Genomic DNA, 17,706 nt, shown 5'->3' with positions numbered 1-17,706 from the left:
TGTAAAGACAGTGATGAGGAATAGTAAATTTGTGATTCTTTTTAGAGAGCTAGCGGCTGGTGGAAGCTAGTAAGAAAGCAAATCGAACTCACCTTCTGAGTCTGCCCGCGTGAAGCAACGCGTGCCGTTCCTTCCGCGTTAAGGAAGCTAGAGCCGAGTGTGATCACTAATTTGGGTGGTACCGCGGGAGATACGAATTCTCTCGTCCCTTTCTTAATGAAGAAAGGGGCGAGTTTTTTTATTTTTTAAATATTTTGTCAATTCTTAAGGTGAAAAGCATGGCACAATTAAAGGAGGAAAAAAATGAGTTTTAATCATCAACAAATTGAAAAAAAGTGGCAGCGATATTGGGCTGATAATAAAACGTTTAAAACAGTAAATGAAGCAGAAAAACCAAAATTTTATGCGCTAGATATGTTCCCCTACCCATCTGGAGCTGGTCTTCATGTGGGACACCCAGAAGGGTATACAGCGACAGATATCCTGTCACGCTTCAAGCGCATGCAAGGCTTTAACGTGCTACATCCAATGGGCTGGGATGCATTCGGTTTACCAGCAGAACAATACGCACTTGACACAGGAAATGATCCTGCTGAATTTACGGCAAAAAATATTGCGACATTTAAACGTCAAATTCAAGAGCTTGGCTTCAGCTATGATTGGGATCGTGAAATAAACACAACGGACCCAGAATATTATAAATGGACACAATGGATCTTTATTCAGCTATATAAAAAAGGCCTAGCCTATGTAGATGAAGTAGCTGTAAACTGGTGCCCAGCATTAGGAACAGTATTGGCAAATGAGGAAGTTATTGATGGAAAATCAGAACGCGGTGGTCACCCTGTAGAGCGTCGCCCAATGAAGCAATGGATGCTGAAAATTACAGCTTATGCGGACCGTTTAATCGACGACCTTGAGGAAGTTGATTGGCCAGAGTCTATTAAAGATATGCAACGTAACTGGATTGGTCGTTCTGAAGGTGCTGAAGTCACATTTGGCATTGATGGCACCGATGAAAGTTTTACAGTATTTACAACGCGTCCTGATACTTTATTTGGTGCTACATACTGTGTGCTTGCACCTGAGCATAAATTAGTGGAGCAAATTACAACGGCTGATCAACGACAAGCTGTTGATGCTTACTTAGAAAAGGTAAAAATGAAATCTGACTTAGAGCGTACGGATTTAGCAAAAGAAAAAACAGGCGTATTTACAGGTGCCTATGCAGTGAATCCGATTAACGGTAAAAAGGTGCCAATTTGGATTGCAGACTATGTACTAGTTTCTTATGGTACTGGTGCTATCATGGCAGTTCCAGCGCATGATGAACGCGATTATGAGTTTGCTACAGAGTTTAATTTAGAGATTATTCCTGTCCTTGAAGGTGGAGACATTAGTAAAGAAGCATTTACAGGTGATGGTCAGCATATTAATTCCGATTTCCTTAATGGCTTAAATAAAGCAGATGGCATTGCGAAGGCCATTGAATGGTTAGAGGAAAAGGGCGTAGGGGAGAAGAAAATTTCTTATCGTCTTCGTGACTGGTTATTCTCTCGTCAGCGTTACTGGGGTGAGCCAATCCCAATGATTCATTGGGAAGATGGTTCAATTACACCAGTGCCTGAATCTGAATTACCATTAATGCTTCCAAAAACAGATAATATCCGTCCTTCTGGTACAGGTGAATCTCCATTAGCAAATATTGCAGAGTGGGTAAATGTTGTTGATCCAGAGACAGGTAAAAAAGGACGCCGTGAAACAAATACAATGCCACAATGGGCAGGCTCAAGCTGGTACTTCTTACGCTATATTGATCCAACAAATTCAGAAGCAATAGCTGATCCAGAATTGCTAAAACGTTGGTTACCAGTTGATATTTATATTGGTGGTGCAGAGCACGCTGTATTACATTTACTATACGCACGCTTCTGGCATAAAGTGTTATATGATTTAGGCGTTGTTCACACGAAAGAGCCATTCCAAAAATTATTTAACCAAGGCATGATTCTTGGCGAAGGTAATGAAAAAATGTCTAAATCAAAAGGCAATGTAGTTAATCCAGATGAAATCATTTCTTCACATGGTGCGGATACATTACGTCTTTATGAAATGTTTATGGGACCACTTGAGGCGTCTGTGGCATGGTCTACAAATGGCTTAGACGGAGCACGTCGCTTCTTAGATCGTATTTGGCGTTTATTTGTCAATGAAGAAGATGGTGCAATTTCTTCAAAAATTCAAGTTTCAGATGATAAAACACTCGAGAAATCCTATCACCAAACAGTGAAAAAGGTGACAGAGGATTATGAAGGCATCCGCTTTAATACAGCTATTTCACAAATGATGGTCTTCATCAATGATTGCTACAAGGCAGATGTCATTCCAGCAGCTTACGCGGATGGCTTCGTAAAAATGCTAGCACCAATCGTCCCACATATTGCTGAGGAATTATGGCAACTACTAGGACATAATGCAACACTTTCTTATGAGCAGTGGCCAGTGTATGATGAATCTAAGCTTGTGGATGATGAAGTGGAAATCGCTGTGCAAGTTGCAGGTAAAGTACGAGCAAAAATTATCGTAGCAAAAGATGCTTCTAAGGAAGAAATCGAAAAAGTAGCACTTACTGACAGCAAAGTACAAGAGCATATGACAGGCAAAGACTTAGTAAAAGTCATTGTTATTCCAGGTAAGCTTGTCAATATCGTAGTAAAATAAAGATAAAAAATGTGTCCTACTATGTAACAAACTAACTTTTTTAAAGTTAGTACCTTCAGACTGTAGACAAACTATTTTTGGAGAGTTCAGATGCTAAAAATAGTTTGTCTCTTTCTTTATAGTTATCCAACAACATTTAGACGTAGTGCTTTCTATGCTACAATTTACTTTAAGTGAGGAACGAAGGTTTCTTATGAAAATATCCGTTTATGTTGCAAGTGCATTTAGCAAGGATCATAAAGGCGGAAATAAAGCAGGAGTGGTATTTTTTGAGAATACCTTGACCACTACTCAAAAAATGGCAATAGCCAAACAACTGGGCTATGCGGAAACCGCATTTATATCAGAATCTGAAATTGCTGATTATAAATTTGAGTATTTTACACCAAAAGAAGAAGTTGATTTATGTGGTCATGCCACAATTGGCTCTTTCGCGATACTGATGCATTTAAATAAACTTTTCAGGAATCACTATACAATTGAAACGAACAGCGGTGTTCTTACTATTACCATAAAAGATGACATCATATTCATGGAACAAAACAAACCGATATTCTATGATGTTGTGTCTCCAAACGAGTTCATCGACTGTTTTGACATAAAAGCTATAGACAATAAATACCCAATTCAAATTGTCTCCACAGGCTTAAAAGATATTTTAATTCCTATAAAAAGTGAAACACGATTACATGCACTGCAACCTAATTTTGAAAAAATTAAAGAAATCAGCAAGTATTATAATGTTGTCGGGATGCATCTATATACTTTTAATGACAATCGAATTATATGCAGAAATTTTGCTCCACTCTACGACATCAATGAAGAAGCAGCGACTGGAACTTCAAACGGTGCATTAGCTTGCTACATTTATGAACAGCACTACTTGCAAAAAGAAGTCTATGTATTTGAACAAGGTTATTCTTTACACTCGCCTTCCGAAATATTAGTTAAATTAGCAACCAATAGCAAGAATAAAATAGAAAAAGTTTATGTTGGTGGCAAAGGCTATTACTGTGAAACTAAGTGTATAAATGTAGAAAATATTGAGTGAAAATAAAAAAACACCGAATAAAAAGGTTGAGAAAATAATTTCTAGTACTAACTTTTTTCAAGTAGTACCTTATCCTTTTCTAACTCTACTGTAGATTTGAAATAAAGTTGGGACGAAACATCCCTTTAGATTTATATTGGTCTAAAGGGGTGTTTTTTTGTCTAAAGAGCAAGTTGAGCTGGTTGTCCCGTATGTTTCCGTTTTTCTTTTAATTCCTCTACTAGCTCTACTACAACTTTTGGGACCACTTCCTCTCCAACTCTGCGTACTTTTTTAACACTTCAATTTGTTGCTTTAAATAACGATTCTCTGCTTGTAACTTAGCGGCTTTCATATTCAGGTCCTTTGCCAAATGTATATTGTTTTCCTACAGGCTGTTCAAGTTGATGTAATTCGCCGTTCCTGTACCATTTCATCCATGTTTTTAACTGAGAATGGTTACGAATATTTAGCTCCTCTAGTACTTGTTTTACAGGAATCCCTGCTAATCTCATTTCAATTGCTTTCATTTTCACTTCTACTGGGTAACTCACTCTTGTTCCCATAGAAAAACACCTCCACGTTGATAAGGTACAATACCCATTTTTCAACGAAAGGTGTTTTTATTTGTCTCATTTTTTTAGGTCAGTGCCAATCAATCTTTATTCAAAATGATGGCTATATACAAGTGATCTATAATCAAACTCTATTAAACCAACATCATTTTCTCTTCCAATGTCAATTCGCGTTCAGAAGGTCCCCCTGAATTTATTTTACGTGTATCTTGTAAACCTTCTACACCCGCGTTACGATAAGCAGCTCGCCAACGATTTCCTGAAGATTCGATTCGTTTTATTCCGATTAATTCAAAAATTTCTCCTGGTAACTTACCTTTTCCATTTTCCGCAATAAAATGACGTTTAAATTCGTCCGTATAGGTGATCGCTTTCTTACTAACTGCTTGTACTTTCGGATTCCATTTTAGCTGTTTTTGTTCATTTTTTGTAAAGTATCTTTTGGTCATTACACTCTACTCCTACATCTTTTTTCTCATTATAAACAAAAGTGCCCTATAGGATAGACTTTTTTCAAAGTGTCTATCTTATAGGGTTTAGATTCGATTCAGTCTTAATTTTTTTTAATTTTATGTGCAACCTTTTATAAAAGTATTGTTACATTAACAATTGTAAACAAATTGTTGACTTTTAATAAAAAACATTTGGGCACTTTTTTTATTATATTGAAACTAATATAAATGTTGTTACGACTATAGTTTGAATGGGAATAGGAGGTGTTTGCTTGAGTGAGCATTTAGCAGCAATTATGGATGAGCATGGTGAATATTGCTTACGGGTGGCCTATCTCTATGTGAGGGACTGGGCCGTAGCGGAGGAAATTGTTCAGGATGTATTTTTCGCCTATTATCGTCAACAGGAGCGTTTTGAACAACGATCCTCATTGAAAACATATTTAGTAAAAATCACAGTACATAAGAGCCACGATCATTTACGAAGCTGGAAAAATAAGCGTCATATGTTATTAGAAAGATTGCATATTGGCGTAAGTAAGCGAACACCTGAAAAGGAGCTAGTAGAGAAGGATGATCGTCGGATTTTGACAACGGCTTTGTTTGAACTTCCATTACCCTATAGGGAAGTGCTTATTCTTTATTATTACCAAGAATTAAAAATACGAGAGATAGCAGAAATACTAGCATCTACGGAAAATACAATAAAAACTAGATTACGTAGAGCGAGACAAAAGCTACAAGAAAAATAAGATAGAAATGATTGGGAGGTGTTGGGGGATGACATCCTTTAAGGACAAATTGGATAAAGAGCTTGGTGATACGCCACGGTTTTCACAGCCATTACAAGAGCGCATTTTACAGCATGTTAAGCACAACACGAGAAGAAGCAGGCAATATCCATTGATAGCTATTGGAGCAGTCATGATAACACTACTGTGGTTATTTGTAATAGGTCCTTGGGGACAAGTGGAAACTACGAAACTTGCTACGATTGTTGAATTAGCAGAACAGGCAGAAATTAAACAGTTTACTATGGTACAGAATTGGGATGAGGGATCCTTTAAAGCTGGAAGAGCTGGTTGGATTATAGGACAGCAAGCGTATAAAGAAGAATCAGAAAGAAAATTGCTGAAACAAATATTTCAACAAGCTACTGTTACACTGAGGGATAATAATTTTATCGCTTATGCGAAGAGTGATATATGGGTCGAGTTTGATAATGAGCAGGTCATAAAGCTAAAGATGTACTTAAACGATACCGAATTAGTTTTCACGGATCAACAGACAAACATATCTTACAAAGTAAAGAATGAAAACATAGCATCTGCTTATAAAAATCTTGTACAGAAAAGTGAATTTTCTATTAACAGTTCTGAATTAATTACTTTTTTAATTATTTTTATCTTTATCGGGTGGCTAGTTGCTAAACTTTTGCGAAGGAAGTTTAATATTCCTAAAGAGCCGAAATACGTAAATAAAGGTCATCAACGCTCCGTGTATATCTTGAAATTTCTGAATGTAATTTTTATTTTGTTATTTTCGATAAATGGTTGGTTCTTGTATACAGCTGCTACATGTGCATTTCTAGCTGTAGAAATAATAAGTTCTATAATGATTGAGTATTACTATGGCAGCAAAGAGAAAAGACATTATGTATCAATTATTTCTTCTATTGTAATGCTTCTAGCTTTTTTTATATTCTTTATGTATATTATTTAGCTGTATTCGGTTAGCAAAATGGAAGATGAGTTAGCATTGAGCTCGATTTCAATCGAGCTCATATGTTTCGACTATCCATATTTTCAGTCTGAAGCAAGAATTGAGCTATACATGAGATCATAAAGCTAACAGCTAGACCATATAAAAAGTTAAAGTATACACCAATACCGACACCGATTATTATAGAAAGAAATATTGCAAACCAACTATGCTTATGAATCATTCGCTTTGTAAATAAAAGAATAATGATAAAGGGCAGCATGGTGATGTGAAGAAAAGCAAAGATGTAAATAACCCCTAAAATTGTCATATCGATTGATAAAAATAAGGTAAACGAGAATAGTATAAGGCCTATCAAGTAGTAATAATAGGGTTTTTTTGTGGAAAAGAAGCGTTTCGTTGCTCGCATTTCAACAAGTAAGGTTGTCACAATAGCTAAAAATGTAAAGACAAAAAAAGCAAAAGTAAGGAAACCTGGCTGTACCTCATATAAAAAGGTAAGGACTAAAATTTGAAATTGTCCATAAGAGCCGCTATATAGGGCGATCATTAAGACAGCAGTAAAGGATAGAGTTAATAAAGCTAAAATAATGCCTGCCGAAAATAAACTTCGACGTATTTTTTTAGGTTTAATAAAAGCAATTAGAAACCATGTTGATTTATCGAACAATACTTGTCCTAAAATTGCTAATTGTAATACAACATAAAACAAAAGGATTTCACTGTTTTTAAAATAAAACAAATATGGATGATACAATCGAATTCCTTCATATACAGTACTAGCACCATTTTGTACAAAATAAAAAATAGGGATAAAAATAAGTAAAGAAAAAAGTGTAACGATAAATAAAATATCCATCCATAATATTCCTTTTATCGATAGGAATCGATCCAATAATAACACTCCGATTAAAAATACGATTAGTGTTATCGGCATTGGTATATTAAACATAATTGTTGATAAAACACTAACGGTTATTAATTGAATTAGCCATATTTCAACGCCTGTTACTAAATAGAATAATTGTATGACTTTTAAATTAATGCCACTTAATTTTTCCTGTATTTTCAGAATCAAAAAACTTTGTTTGTTATGGCTTTGCGTAAAGCCACTTCTCTTTAAAAATGAACCAAGCACAATAAACGATATGGCTGTTGCTAGTGTGTAACAAATGCCTGCCATAAAACCATAAGAAATAAGGGCGGAAGGAGAGGACAATAGTAAATTACCATTAATCCATCTAGCTAAAAGAATAATGACCCCTGCTGCTGTGCTTAAACTTGCAAACGGTATGAGCGATGAAGATTTTTTTAACATACAATTAATACCCTTTACTCATTTTAGAGGTTTTATATTGGCGAGGTGATTGATGATATTTTTTCTTAAAAGCTACACTAAAATAGTGTTGGCTATTGAATCCACAGCTCTCAGCAATAGCAGACATACTTGTGTCTAGATTTTCACTTATTTTTTTGATAGCCATCTCTAAGCGATAATTATTAATATATTCATTAATGCCGATGGATTGCTCCTCCAAAAATTTGCGACTTAAATAGCTAGGATTCAAATGAATTTTTTCAGCAATAATATTTAAACTTAGCTTTTCATGATAATTTTCATGAATATAGGACAGAGCACTTTGAATGGCATCATGGTTAGAGCTCCATACTTTATATTTCTCCACGATAGCATCTAACTCACTAGCGATAACAGGTTTTGTAAGATAATCCTTAACCCCGATACGTAATGCTTGTTGGGCATATTCAAAGGTTTGATAAGCTGTCACCATAATAATGTCTACTTCATAAAGCTCTTTTAATTCCTTGCTCAAAGTGATTCCATCTTTCCCAGGCATTTGAATATCCAAAAAGGCGATAGTCATACGGTGTTTTTTAGCTAATTGCAGAGCTTGTGAGGCATCCTGAGCAGTATGGAATGTCCAATTAGGGAAATGAGGCTTTAACAAATAAATCATTTGCTCAAGCTCTAACGGCTCATCATCTGCGATTAATATATTCATGGTGAGGTTCTCCTTTCACATTCAAATTTCTAGAAAGCCTAAGCGGGAACATGGATCGTTACAGTGTAAAGCTGTTCATTATTTTGAATCGAGAATAAAATATTTTCGAGTCCATAAATGAGCTCAAGTCGTTTTCTAATATTTTCAAGACCATAGCCTTGTTGCAATTCATCCTCTACCTGCTCAATAACAGTTTCTATTTTTGCTGATGGTTGTGTATTTTTTATTTCTATTAATAAAAACTTGTCCATTTTTTTGATAAAAATGGATAGCTCTGCAGGTCCTATATGTTTTTCAAAGCCATGTTTATATGCATTTTCGATAATGGTCTGGAGAATAAATGGAGGTATTTGTACGGATAGGGCCGCATCATCGACATACTTGTGGATCGTTAAACGATGCCCGAAGCGTAGTTGTTGAATATTTAAGTAGCTATCGACAAATTGTACCTCGTTTTTTAAAGCAATTAATACCTCGTGATTATTGTATTTAAATTTAAAAAACGTTGCTAAGGACTCAATGCCCGCAACCAAATCTTCCTTCCGATTGATGCGGGCAAGGCTCAGTAATGAATTTAAGGCATTAAAAAAGAAATGTGGCTGTATTTGCTGATTTAATTGCAGAATATTGGCTCTTTGTAAATCCTGCTCTAGCTCTAAATGCCTTTTCTCTTCCTCAAGGCTATCAATTTGTTTTTCAAATATAAAAATAAACGTAAGCAGAAAAGCTCCAATAATTGGAGCAATTACACATAGGAGAATATATATGTTGAAGGTTTCTAGTTGTAACATAATGACCTCTCCATTTATTTTATTAGTGTAAGTTACATTAAACTAAATTTTCTGCAAAATGGCAAGCTACCTTATGCGTTGCAGAAATTTCTCGTAATGCTGGCACCTCTGCTTTACATTTATCTGTTGCGAATGGGCAACGCGTATGGAAACTACAGCCAGTAGGAGGATTAAGTGGTGAAGGTAGGTCCCCCTTCAAAATAATGCGCTCTTTGCGATGGTGCTTATCGATTACTGGAATCGATGAAAAAAGTGCTTTTGTATAAGGATGATGTGGCTGTGAAAAAAGTGAATGCTTATCAGCGATTTCTACCACTTTTCCAAGATACATGACCATAATTCGATCTGAAATATGGCGAACGACGCTTAGATCATGAGAGATAAATAAAAAGGTTAAATCTAAATCTTTTTGTAGTTGCTTCAGTAAGTTTAAAATTTGTGCTTGAATGGAAACATCTAAGGCAGAAACCGATTCATCACAAATAATTATTTTTGGATTGACAGCAAGGGCTCTTGCAATACCAATACGCTGACGCTGTCCACCTGAAAATTCATGTGGATAGCGCTCTAAGTATTCAGGACGTAAACCCACAAGCGACATTAACTCAATCATGCGTGCCTCTTGTTGCGCTGGTGGTACTATTTTTTGAATAGACATAGCCTCCATTAACATTTTACGAATTGTTCGTCGCGGGTTGAGAGATGCATAGGGATCTTGGAAAATAATTTGTATATCCTTACGCGCAGCTCGCAGCTCTTTTTTGTTCATGTTCACTAGGTTTTTACCAAATAACAACACTTCTCCAGCGGTAGGCTCATCCAATCTTAAAATTGAACGACCAGTTGTTGATTTTCCACAACCCGATTCTCCAACGATGCTGAGTGTTTCTCCAGGAAGAATAGCGAAGGAAACACCATCCACAGCTTTAACAACCTGCTGTGGACCGAAAAGCTTTTCTTTTTTTAAGAAAAAATGTTGCTTTAAATTATTTACTTCTAATAGAGGTTGCTGCTTTGATGTCATACTGTCATCTCCTTCATATGTGTTTCGCCTTGCCATTCATTACTGTACATCCAGCATCTTACTTTTTTCTCTGGTTCAACAGTAAGGAGTTCAGGCTGTTTTTCATGGCATAAATCTGTAGCAAATGGACAGCGCTCTGCATAACGGCAGCCAATTGGGTAATTGTATGGGCTTGGAACGGTTCCATGAATAGTAGATAATTCCTCTTGATCTTCATATAGCTTTGGTAAGGATTGAATGAGTCCATTCGTATAGGGATGTAACGGTTTTTCAAAAAGACTTTCTGTTGTCCCTTCCTCTACAACTTGACCCGCATACATAACGGCTATTTTATCGCATATTTCTGCAACTACACCAAGGTCATGGGTAATGAAGATTATACTCATCCCTAATTGTTTTTGCAGATTTTGAATAATATCAATAATTTGAGCCTGAATGGTCACATCTAGAGCAGTTGTCGGTTCATCAGCAATTAACACGTCTGGTGTACAGGCAAGTGCCATTGCAATCATAATGCGTTGACGCATCCCGCCACTTAGCTGATAGGGCTCCTGTTTTGCTCTTTTTTCAGGTGCAGGAATCCCAACAAGACGAATCATGTCGACAGCCTTTTGCCATGCTTCTTTGCGTGATAAGCCTTGGTGCAAACGTATAGATTCAGCAATTTGCTCCCCAACAGATAACACGGGATTTAAGCTTGTCATTGGCTCTTGGAAAATCATTGATATTTTATTGCCCCGTATTTTGCGTAATTCTTCATCTGATAATTTCAAGATATCTGTATTATTTAAGAGAATTTTACCATTGATGATTTTACCAGGAGGTGAAGGTACTAAACGTAGTAATGATAGGGAAGTCATTGATTTCCCACAACCAGATTCTCCAACAATGCCTAACGTTTCTCCTTTTTGAAGTGTAAATGACACACCGTCAACTGCTTTGGCGACTCCCTCACTTGAATAGAAATAAGTTTGTAAGTCTTTTACTTCCAACACTGTTTCTTGTTTCATCTTTTTTCCCCTCCCTAGTTTAAATCCATTCGCTTATTAAAGAATCGATACATAATGTCTACGAAAAGATTAATGAAAACGAATATTAATGAGGCGACAAGAACGCCACCCTGAACGACTGGTATATCTCGTGTACGAATAGCATCTACAATCATTCGCCCTAATCCATTGACAGCAAAAACAGATTCTACTAATACTGTTCCACCAAGTAAACTACCAAACTGTAAACCTACAACTGTAATAACGGGAATCAGGGCATTGCGTAATGCGTGCTTTAAAATGATAATGTAACCTTTTAAGCCCTTTGCTTTGGCAGTACGAATATAATCCTGGTTTACGACCTCTAACATACTAGAACGAGTCATCCGTGCAACGATGGCAGCACCACCAGCACCAAGCGTAACAGCTGGAAGAATAATATGTTTGGCACTATCCCAGCCTGCCACAGGAAGCCAGTGTAATTGTACAGAGAAAACATACATTAATAAAATACCTAACCAAAAACTTGGCAGAGAAATCCCTAATAATGCAACAACCATTAATCCAACATCCATAAATGAGTAGGGGCGGATTGCTGAGATGATGCCCGCAATAAGCCCTAGAACAATTGTGATTAAAATACTATAAAAGGCTAGCTCAATTGTGATAGGTAAACGAGCAGTAATTTCCTCGAATACAGGTTGGTTATTTTTTAACGAATTCCCCATGTCACCTTGTAGTAGGTTTTTAATGTAATCTGTGTATTGAACAGATAAAGGTTTATTGAGCCCTAAATTTTCACGTAATTCTGCAACAGTTTCCTGTGAAGCGCCTTCACCTGCTAAAATTATCGCTGGGTCGCCAGGGATCATTTGCATAATTAGGAAAACAACAAGCGTTACACCGAGCGTCACAGGGATAATTTGAGCAAGTCGTTTTAGGATAAATAATGTCATGGTCTTCTCTCCTTTAATTTTTCATTCTAGGGTCTAAAGCATCGCGTAATCCATCGCCAAATAGGTTAAACCCGAGTACAAGTAAAGAAATCATAATACCTGGGAATAACGCCATATAAGGAGCGGTAAACAGGAAATCACGACCGTTTGATAGCATGGCACCCCATTCTGGAGATGGTGGTTGTGCACCTAGCCCTAAGAATGATAGTCCTGCAGCAGATAGAATAGCAGTCGCTAAGCGCATAGATGCTTGAACAATAATCGGTGATAAAATATTCGGGAATATATGCTTGATTAATATAGTCATATCATTCGCTCCAAGTGTTTTAACCGCATCAATATACTCCAACTTTTTCACTTCCATTGTCGATCCACGTACAATACGAGCAAACATTGGAATAGAGAAAAAGCCAACTGCAATTGTTACATTAATAAGACTTGGTCCTAATGCACTGACAATCGCTAAAGCTAGTAATATACCTGGAAAGGCAAGCATGATATCTAAAATACGACTAATAATAGAATCAACCCATTTGCCATAGTAGCCAGAGATGAGCCCTAAAAGTGTTCCAATTGTTCCACCAAACAACACAGCTGAAATACCAACACCAATAGATAAACGTGAGCCATATAGTATTCGGCTTAAAATATCTCGTCCTTTGTCATCAGTGCCCATTAGGTGATCTAAACTCGGTCCCTGTAATTTTTGATCTAACTGTACGTCAAAGGGATCGTAGGGGGCTATAATTGGCCCAATGAGAAACATCAATATATAGAGAAGAATGATGATGCCTCCTGCGACAGCTGCTTTATTTTTTTTGATTTTATTTAGGAATGAAACAAGATTCTTTTTTCTAGATGCCTTGCGTGCATTCACTAAAACAGAATGATCGATAGTAGTAGTTACTTTATTCATACCGAATGCTCCTTTTCTATTTGATGTGATTTCAATTTAGTGAAAAGCGTAAAGAATGTAAATATTTTAGAGGATATTAGTCAGAAAATTTAAAAAACACGTAAAAAATTTAAAAAACAAGTGAATTTTATTTCTTTATAATTCGAAATGTAAGTATCAAATCACACAAGGAGGAAATGTTTATGAAGAAAATGAAGCTGTTTTTATTCATGACACTAATTACAGTTCTAGTTTTGCAGGCATGCTCGACTGCTAGTAATAAAAGTGCAGAGGGTTCCAAAGAGGGGGCAAAAAGTGTAGGAGGGGAATTGGTTATTTTAAGGGCTTCGGATGCGACAAGCCTTGATCCACACTTTATTACAGATATTCCTTCAGCAAATATTATTCATGGCAAGGTTTACGAAACACTTGTTGCTTTTGATAGAGATCGAAAAATTGTTCCATTACTTGCAAAAGAGTGGGAGCAAAAAGATGATGTTACTTGGACATTTACATTGAATGAAGGCATTAAATTCCATGATGGAGCAGATTTTAATGCAGAGGCTGTAAAAGCTACATTTGATCGTATTTTAGATCCTGCAACTGGTTCACCACAGCGTGATAAGTTATCAATGATTAGTGAAGTAATAGTAGATGATACGTATATTGTGACATTGAAGTTAAAAGAACCATATGCACCGCTTTTATCTATTTTAGCAAGCCAAGAAGGAAGTATGATCAGCCCGAAAGCTATTGCGGAAGCGGCAGATGAATTAGCAACACATCCAGTAGGGACAGGTCCATTTGTATTTGAATCTTGGAAATCTGGACAGGAAATTACACTAAATACAAATAAAGATTATTGGGGCAATGTTCCGAAAGTAGATAAAGTAACATTTAAAGTGGTACCAGAAGATTCTACTCGTTTAGCAATGATTGAAAGCGGAGAAGCCCATATTGCTGAGCAAGTACCAGTAACAGAAATAGATCGCATTGAAAATTCACCGTCTATGAATCTATTCCGTGCAGAAGGACTTGCAGTAGAATTCATTGGTTTCAATGTGAAAGACTCTTTATTATCTGATGTTAAAGTACGTCAAGCAATAAGCTATGCAGTTGACCGTGAAGCAATTATTAGCGGAATTTATGATAATGTAGGGACACTTGCGAATTCAGCAATGAGTCCAAAGGTGATTGGCTATTCAAGCGAAACGAAGGCATATGATTATGATGTTGTAAAAGCAAAACAGCTTTTAAAAGAAGCAGGAATTAAAGAAGGAACGAAAATTAAACTACTAACAAGTGATCGTAAAGAACGAATTAATATGGCAGAGGTTGTACAATCGCAATTAAAGGGCATTGGCTTAGATGTAGATATTCAAGTTATGGAGTATGGCGCATTTATCTCAGAAATCACAAAAGAACAGCATCAATTGTTTATAAGTGGCTGGGGCAATGCTACAGGTGACGCTGATTATAACCAATACAATCTATTCCATTCAGCCTCTATGGGTGCACCAGGAAATCATTTCTATTACAGTAATCCTGAGATAGATAAGCTAATTGAGGAAGGACGCTCTGAATCCGATCAAGCAACTCGTAATGAAATCTACAAAAAAGCAATGCAAATGGAGTTAGAAGATGCTGTGTATATGCCAGTTCGTAACTATGAGCATTTAGCAGTTTACAGCAATGCTGTGAAAGGTTTCTGGTTAGATGCATCAAACTACACAATAATTAGTGGCGTTGAAATTGTAGAATAATCAAACTTGGTGATCAATAAAAATACCAATTAGGAGGAAACTATGCGTAAACTACTGCTGAAAAATGTGAGATTAGAAGAAGCTTATGAGTACGAAAATGAACATATTGTCGGAACTCGTACAGCTATTTATGATGTCCTAATTGAAGGTGGACATGTCCAACAAGTGGATAAAAATATAGTGGTTGACGGAGATGTAGAGGTATTGGATGCTCAAAAGCAACTACTAGTTCCTTCATTCCGTGAAATGCATATTCATATCGATAAAACTTATTTTGGTGGAGAATGGCAGGCACCAAGACCGATTACAAAAGGGATATTAACGCGTATTGAAGAAGAAAGAACGCTTTTACCAAAACAATTGCCAACAGCTGCCTTTCGAGCAGAAGAAATGGTCAAGTGGCTAATAGCACAGGGACATACACATATTCGCTCCCATTGTAATGTGGATCCACAAATTGGGACAAAGCATATTGAAATTACGAAACAAGTTTTAGAAAAATATCAAGATCAGATCACCTATGATATTGTAGCGTTCCCACAACATGGCTTACTACGATCCAATGTGGAGGAACTTATTCGTGAGGCAATGACAATGGGAGCAACGCTTGTTGGTGGCGTTGATCCATCCATCGTTGATCGAGATATTGAAAGATCACTACAAACAACAATGCACATTGCACAGGACTATAACGCTGGTATCGATATTCATATTCATACACCCAATACATTGGGAGAATTTGAATTTTATAAGTTGATTGATTTGACAAAACAGGCCAAAAAAGAAGGACAGGTTACAATCAGTCATGCGATGGCACTAGCTGATTTACCACAGCCTCAGCTAGAAAGCCTAGTACAAGCGATGGCTTCTGTACAAATGGATGTGACAACAACAGTGCCTGTGGCTATTAATCGCTCTACAATTCCAATTCCCTATTTATATGACAATGAAGTAAACGTTTCGGTAGGGCATGATAGCTTAACAGATCATTGGTCCCCTTATGGTACAGGAAATACAATTACAAAATTAAATATTATGGCAGAAAGATTTCGTTTCATGGATGAATATTCTTTAAGTCGTGCATGGAAATATGCTACAGGTGGTATAACACCTCTTAATGATAAGGGTGAGCGTGTATGGCCAAAGGTTGGTGATGCTGCGAATATGCTTTTAGTAGATGGCGTGAGCTCAGCCCATATTGTGGCTAGAAGATGCCCGATATCTACTGTTATTTCTCAAGGCAAAGTAATTCACCAGCAGGAAGTGGGAGAGTTGAAAGGAGAATTCAGATGAAGCAATGGCTTACAAACGTTCTACTTGAAACAGGAGAGTATATAAAAGAGAATGAGACAGTTGGCACGAAGGTTGAGCTTTTTAACCTTGAGATTACTGATGGTTTTATCTCACAAATCATATCTGCAGCACAACCCATTGATTCTTCACAACAGGTTACAGATATGAAGGGGAAGCTACTATTACCTCCTTTTAAGGAAATGCATAATCATTTAGATAAAACGTATCTTTCCTTACCTTGGAAAGCGGTAGTACCAGCAAAAAACCTAAAGGATCGACTAGAGCAAGAAGCAAGAGAGTTACCTATTTTAGCTACTACAGGCAAACAGCGTGCTCTTGCTATGATTGAAAAAATCATTAGTAATGGCACTAATCATATTCGGACACATGTCAATATTGATCCATATATAGGGTTGAAAAATTTAGAGGGTGTACTAGCAGCCTTAGATGACTATAAAGATATTTTGACAGCTGAGGTCATTGCCTTTCCACAGCACGGTTTATTACGGGATGATGTGCCAAAGCTACTACGTGAGGCATTACGTAACGGTGCTACAATGATTGGTGGGCTTGATCCAGCAGGAATAGATAACACCATTGAACGTTCTCTTTACGAGACAATGGATATTGCACATGAATTTAATGTTGATGTTGATATTCATTTACATGATGGAGGACATGTTGGCTACTATACAATTGACAAATGGATTGATATTGTTGAAGAGGCAAATTACCGAGGACGAACAGCAATTAGCCATGCCTTCGCATTAGGAGATGTCTCTCTAATGGAGCAGCATACAATTGCTGATAGACTCGCACAGCAACAAATAAAAATCATGTCAACCGTACCATTTAATATTAATCGTGTAATGCCACCGATTGATTTATTGTCAGCGCATGGTGTCGATGTTCATTTTGGTTGTGATGGATTTTATGATTCATGGAGTCCATATGGGTCAGGAGATGTATTAGAAAAAGCAACTACCTTCGCAGATATAACTAGAAAACTTGATGAACGCTCTATTCGCCAAGTACTGAAATATATTACAAATGGTATTACGCCGTTGGATACAGAGGGTCAAATGGTTTGGCCAAATGTTAAAGATGAAGCTAGCTTTGTATTCTTTGACGCGGTATCAAGTGCTGAGGTCATTGCTAGAAGACCAATAGATCGAATTGTGATGTCTAAAGGAAAATTTATTCGCTAGACATTGGAACTGCATACTGTGTAGTTGCCAATTTAAATTATACCCCCTTATACAAATTTATCTTCATTCAGCAAATGTTTTTTGTATCGAAAGCATAACGGCAGATGTTTTATGCGTGTAAGCGTAGCGACAGTGGCAGATACAGAAGACTCTCACCTCTACAGTTGGAGAGATGAATGCAGTTGATTCCTTTTCAGTGGGTGTCCAAACACCTACTGAATGAAGATAAAGCCTCCAGCGTATGTCACGGATTTTCAAAGGAATGA

At 36.8% G+C, this 17,706-nt stretch carries 14 protein-coding genes, 2 pseudogenes and 1 other annotated feature; of the genes and pseudogenes, 7 read left to right on the top strand and 9 right to left on the bottom strand.

Features of this window, described 5'->3' with window-relative positions:
* The first annotated feature begins 1 nt into the window (after position 1).
* Positions 2-213, top strand: a binding site (T-box leader).
* A gap of 90 nt (positions 214-303) precedes the next feature.
* Complete coding sequence (gene leuS / locus B2R82_RS02655) at positions 304-2,721, top strand: leucine--tRNA ligase (RefSeq protein WP_286923384.1); 2,418 nt, start codon at positions 304-306, stop codon at positions 2,719-2,721.
* A gap of 193 nt (positions 2,722-2,914) precedes the next feature.
* Positions 2,915-3,772, top strand: coding sequence for a PhzF family phenazine biosynthesis protein (locus B2R82_RS02650; protein ID WP_286923383.1), 858 nt, complete (start codon positions 2,915-2,917; stop codon positions 3,770-3,772).
* 209 nt (positions 3,773-3,981) lie between these two features.
* On the opposite strand, the pseudogene B2R82_RS02645 reads toward B2R82_RS02650, so the two are convergent.
* Positions 3,982-4,317 (bottom strand): annotated as a pseudogene (locus B2R82_RS02645) (transposase); the annotation flags it as partial.
* A gap of 158 nt (positions 4,318-4,475) precedes the next feature.
* A pseudogene (locus tag B2R82_RS02640) lies at positions 4,476-4,775 on the bottom strand (IS3 family transposase); the annotation flags it as partial.
* Between the two features lie 275 nt (positions 4,776-5,050).
* Between B2R82_RS02640 and B2R82_RS02635 the strand changes: the two are divergent.
* Positions 5,051-5,530: a sigma-70 family RNA polymerase sigma factor gene (locus B2R82_RS02635; RefSeq protein WP_286923382.1), complete on the top strand. Its 480-nt coding sequence runs from the start codon at positions 5,051-5,053 to the stop codon at positions 5,528-5,530.
* Between the two features lie 49 nt (positions 5,531-5,579).
* Positions 5,580-6,500: a DUF4181 domain-containing protein gene (locus B2R82_RS02630; RefSeq protein ID WP_286923381.1), complete on the top strand. Its 921-nt coding sequence runs from the start codon at positions 5,580-5,582 to the stop codon at positions 6,498-6,500.
* A 58-nt stretch (positions 6,501-6,558) separates the two neighbouring features.
* On the opposite strand, the gene B2R82_RS02625 is transcribed toward B2R82_RS02630, so the two are convergent.
* The 7 genes from B2R82_RS02625 to B2R82_RS02595 are packed head-to-tail and all read right to left on the bottom strand — an operon-like array spanning position 6,559 to position 13,197.
* Complete coding sequence (locus B2R82_RS02625) at positions 6,559-7,818, bottom strand: permease (protein WP_286923380.1); 1,260 nt, start codon at positions 7,816-7,818, stop codon at positions 6,559-6,561.
* Between the two features lie 4 nt (positions 7,819-7,822).
* Positions 7,823-8,521 carry a response regulator transcription factor gene (locus B2R82_RS02620; RefSeq protein ID WP_286923379.1) on the bottom strand — a complete coding sequence of 233 codons (699 nt, stop codon included), beginning with the start codon at positions 8,519-8,521 and terminating at the stop codon, positions 7,823-7,825.
* Between the two features lie 38 nt (positions 8,522-8,559).
* Positions 8,560-9,312: a sensor histidine kinase gene (locus B2R82_RS02615; RefSeq protein ID WP_286923378.1), complete on the bottom strand. Its 753-nt coding sequence runs from the start codon at positions 9,310-9,312 to the stop codon at positions 8,560-8,562.
* A 37-nt stretch (positions 9,313-9,349) separates the two neighbouring features.
* The gene (locus tag B2R82_RS02610; RefSeq protein WP_286923377.1) at positions 9,350-10,336 is read right to left on the bottom strand and encodes an ABC transporter ATP-binding protein; all 987 of its coding nucleotides are present in this window, start codon (positions 10,334-10,336) and stop codon (positions 9,350-9,352) included.
* Complete coding sequence (locus B2R82_RS02605; protein WP_286923376.1) at positions 10,333-11,346, bottom strand: ABC transporter ATP-binding protein; 1,014 nt, start codon at positions 11,344-11,346, stop codon at positions 10,333-10,335. Before B2R82_RS02605 ends, B2R82_RS02610 begins: the two co-directional genes overlap by 4 nt.
* 14 nt (positions 11,347-11,360) lie before the next feature.
* Positions 11,361-12,281 carry a nickel ABC transporter permease gene (gene nikB, locus B2R82_RS02600; protein ID WP_286923375.1) on the bottom strand — a complete coding sequence of 307 codons (921 nt, stop codon included), beginning with the start codon at positions 12,279-12,281 and terminating at the stop codon, positions 11,361-11,363.
* Positions 12,282-12,294: 13 nt separating this feature from the next.
* The gene (locus tag B2R82_RS02595; protein ID WP_286923374.1) at positions 12,295-13,197 is read right to left on the bottom strand and encodes an ABC transporter permease; all 903 of its coding nucleotides are present in this window, start codon (positions 13,195-13,197) and stop codon (positions 12,295-12,297) included.
* Positions 13,198-13,379: 182 nt separating this feature from the next.
* Between B2R82_RS02595 and B2R82_RS02590 the strand changes: the two genes are divergently transcribed.
* Genes B2R82_RS02590 through B2R82_RS02580 form a run of 3 tightly spaced genes read left to right on the top strand, consistent with a single transcriptional unit; the run spans position 13,380 to position 17,440 of the window.
* A complete protein-coding gene (locus tag B2R82_RS02590) occupies positions 13,380-14,939 on the top strand; it encodes a glutathione ABC transporter substrate-binding protein (protein WP_286923373.1) in 1,560 nt (519 codons plus the stop codon).
* A gap of 42 nt (positions 14,940-14,981) precedes the next feature.
* The gene (locus B2R82_RS02585) at positions 14,982-16,232 is read left to right on the top strand and encodes an amidohydrolase family protein (RefSeq protein WP_286923372.1); all 1,251 of its coding nucleotides are present in this window, start codon (positions 14,982-14,984) and stop codon (positions 16,230-16,232) included.
* Complete coding sequence (locus tag B2R82_RS02580) at positions 16,229-17,440, top strand: amidohydrolase (RefSeq protein WP_286923371.1); 1,212 nt, start codon at positions 16,229-16,231, stop codon at positions 17,438-17,440. Before B2R82_RS02585 ends, B2R82_RS02580 begins: the two co-directional genes overlap by 4 nt.
* The last annotated feature ends 266 nt before the right edge of the window (positions 17,441-17,706 follow it).

The organism is Lysinibacillus sp. UBA6686 (assembly GCF_002455205.1).
Lineage (GTDB): Bacteria > Bacillota > Bacilli > Bacillales_A > Planococcaceae > Lysinibacillus > Lysinibacillus pakistanensis.
This window is presented reverse-complemented; position numbering and strand designations above follow the sequence as displayed.

Excerpts from the sequence above, each read along its gene's own strand:
- leuS (WP_286923384.1), top strand. The coding sequence starts at position 304 with ATGAGTTTTAATCATCAACAAATTGAAAAAAAGTGGCAGCGATATTGG.
- B2R82_RS02650 (WP_286923383.1), top strand. The coding sequence starts at position 2,915 with ATGAAAATATCCGTTTATGTTGCAAGTGCATTTAGCAAGGATCATAAA.
- B2R82_RS02625 (WP_286923380.1), bottom strand. The coding sequence starts at position 7,818 with ATGTTAAAAAAATCTTCATCGCTCATACCGTTTGCAAGTTTAAGCACA.
- B2R82_RS02620 (WP_286923379.1), bottom strand. The coding sequence starts at position 8,521 with ATGAATATATTAATCGCAGATGATGAGCCGTTAGAGCTTGAGCAAATG.
- B2R82_RS02615 (WP_286923378.1), bottom strand. The coding sequence starts at position 9,312 with ATGTTACAACTAGAAACCTTCAACATATATATTCTCCTATGTGTAATT.
- B2R82_RS02610 (WP_286923377.1), bottom strand. The coding sequence starts at position 10,336 with ATGACATCAAAGCAGCAACCTCTATTAGAAGTAAATAATTTAAAGCAA.
- B2R82_RS02605 (WP_286923376.1), bottom strand. The coding sequence starts at position 11,346 with ATGAAACAAGAAACAGTGTTGGAAGTAAAAGACTTACAAACTTATTTC.
- nikB (WP_286923375.1), bottom strand. The coding sequence starts at position 12,281 with ATGACATTATTTATCCTAAAACGACTTGCTCAAATTATCCCTGTGACG.
- B2R82_RS02595 (WP_286923374.1), bottom strand. The coding sequence starts at position 13,197 with ATGAATAAAGTAACTACTACTATCGATCATTCTGTTTTAGTGAATGCA.
- B2R82_RS02590 (WP_286923373.1), top strand. The coding sequence starts at position 13,380 with ATGAAGAAAATGAAGCTGTTTTTATTCATGACACTAATTACAGTTCTA.
- B2R82_RS02585 (WP_286923372.1), top strand. The coding sequence starts at position 14,982 with ATGCGTAAACTACTGCTGAAAAATGTGAGATTAGAAGAAGCTTATGAG.
- B2R82_RS02580 (WP_286923371.1), top strand. The coding sequence starts at position 16,229 with ATGAAGCAATGGCTTACAAACGTTCTACTTGAAACAGGAGAGTATATA.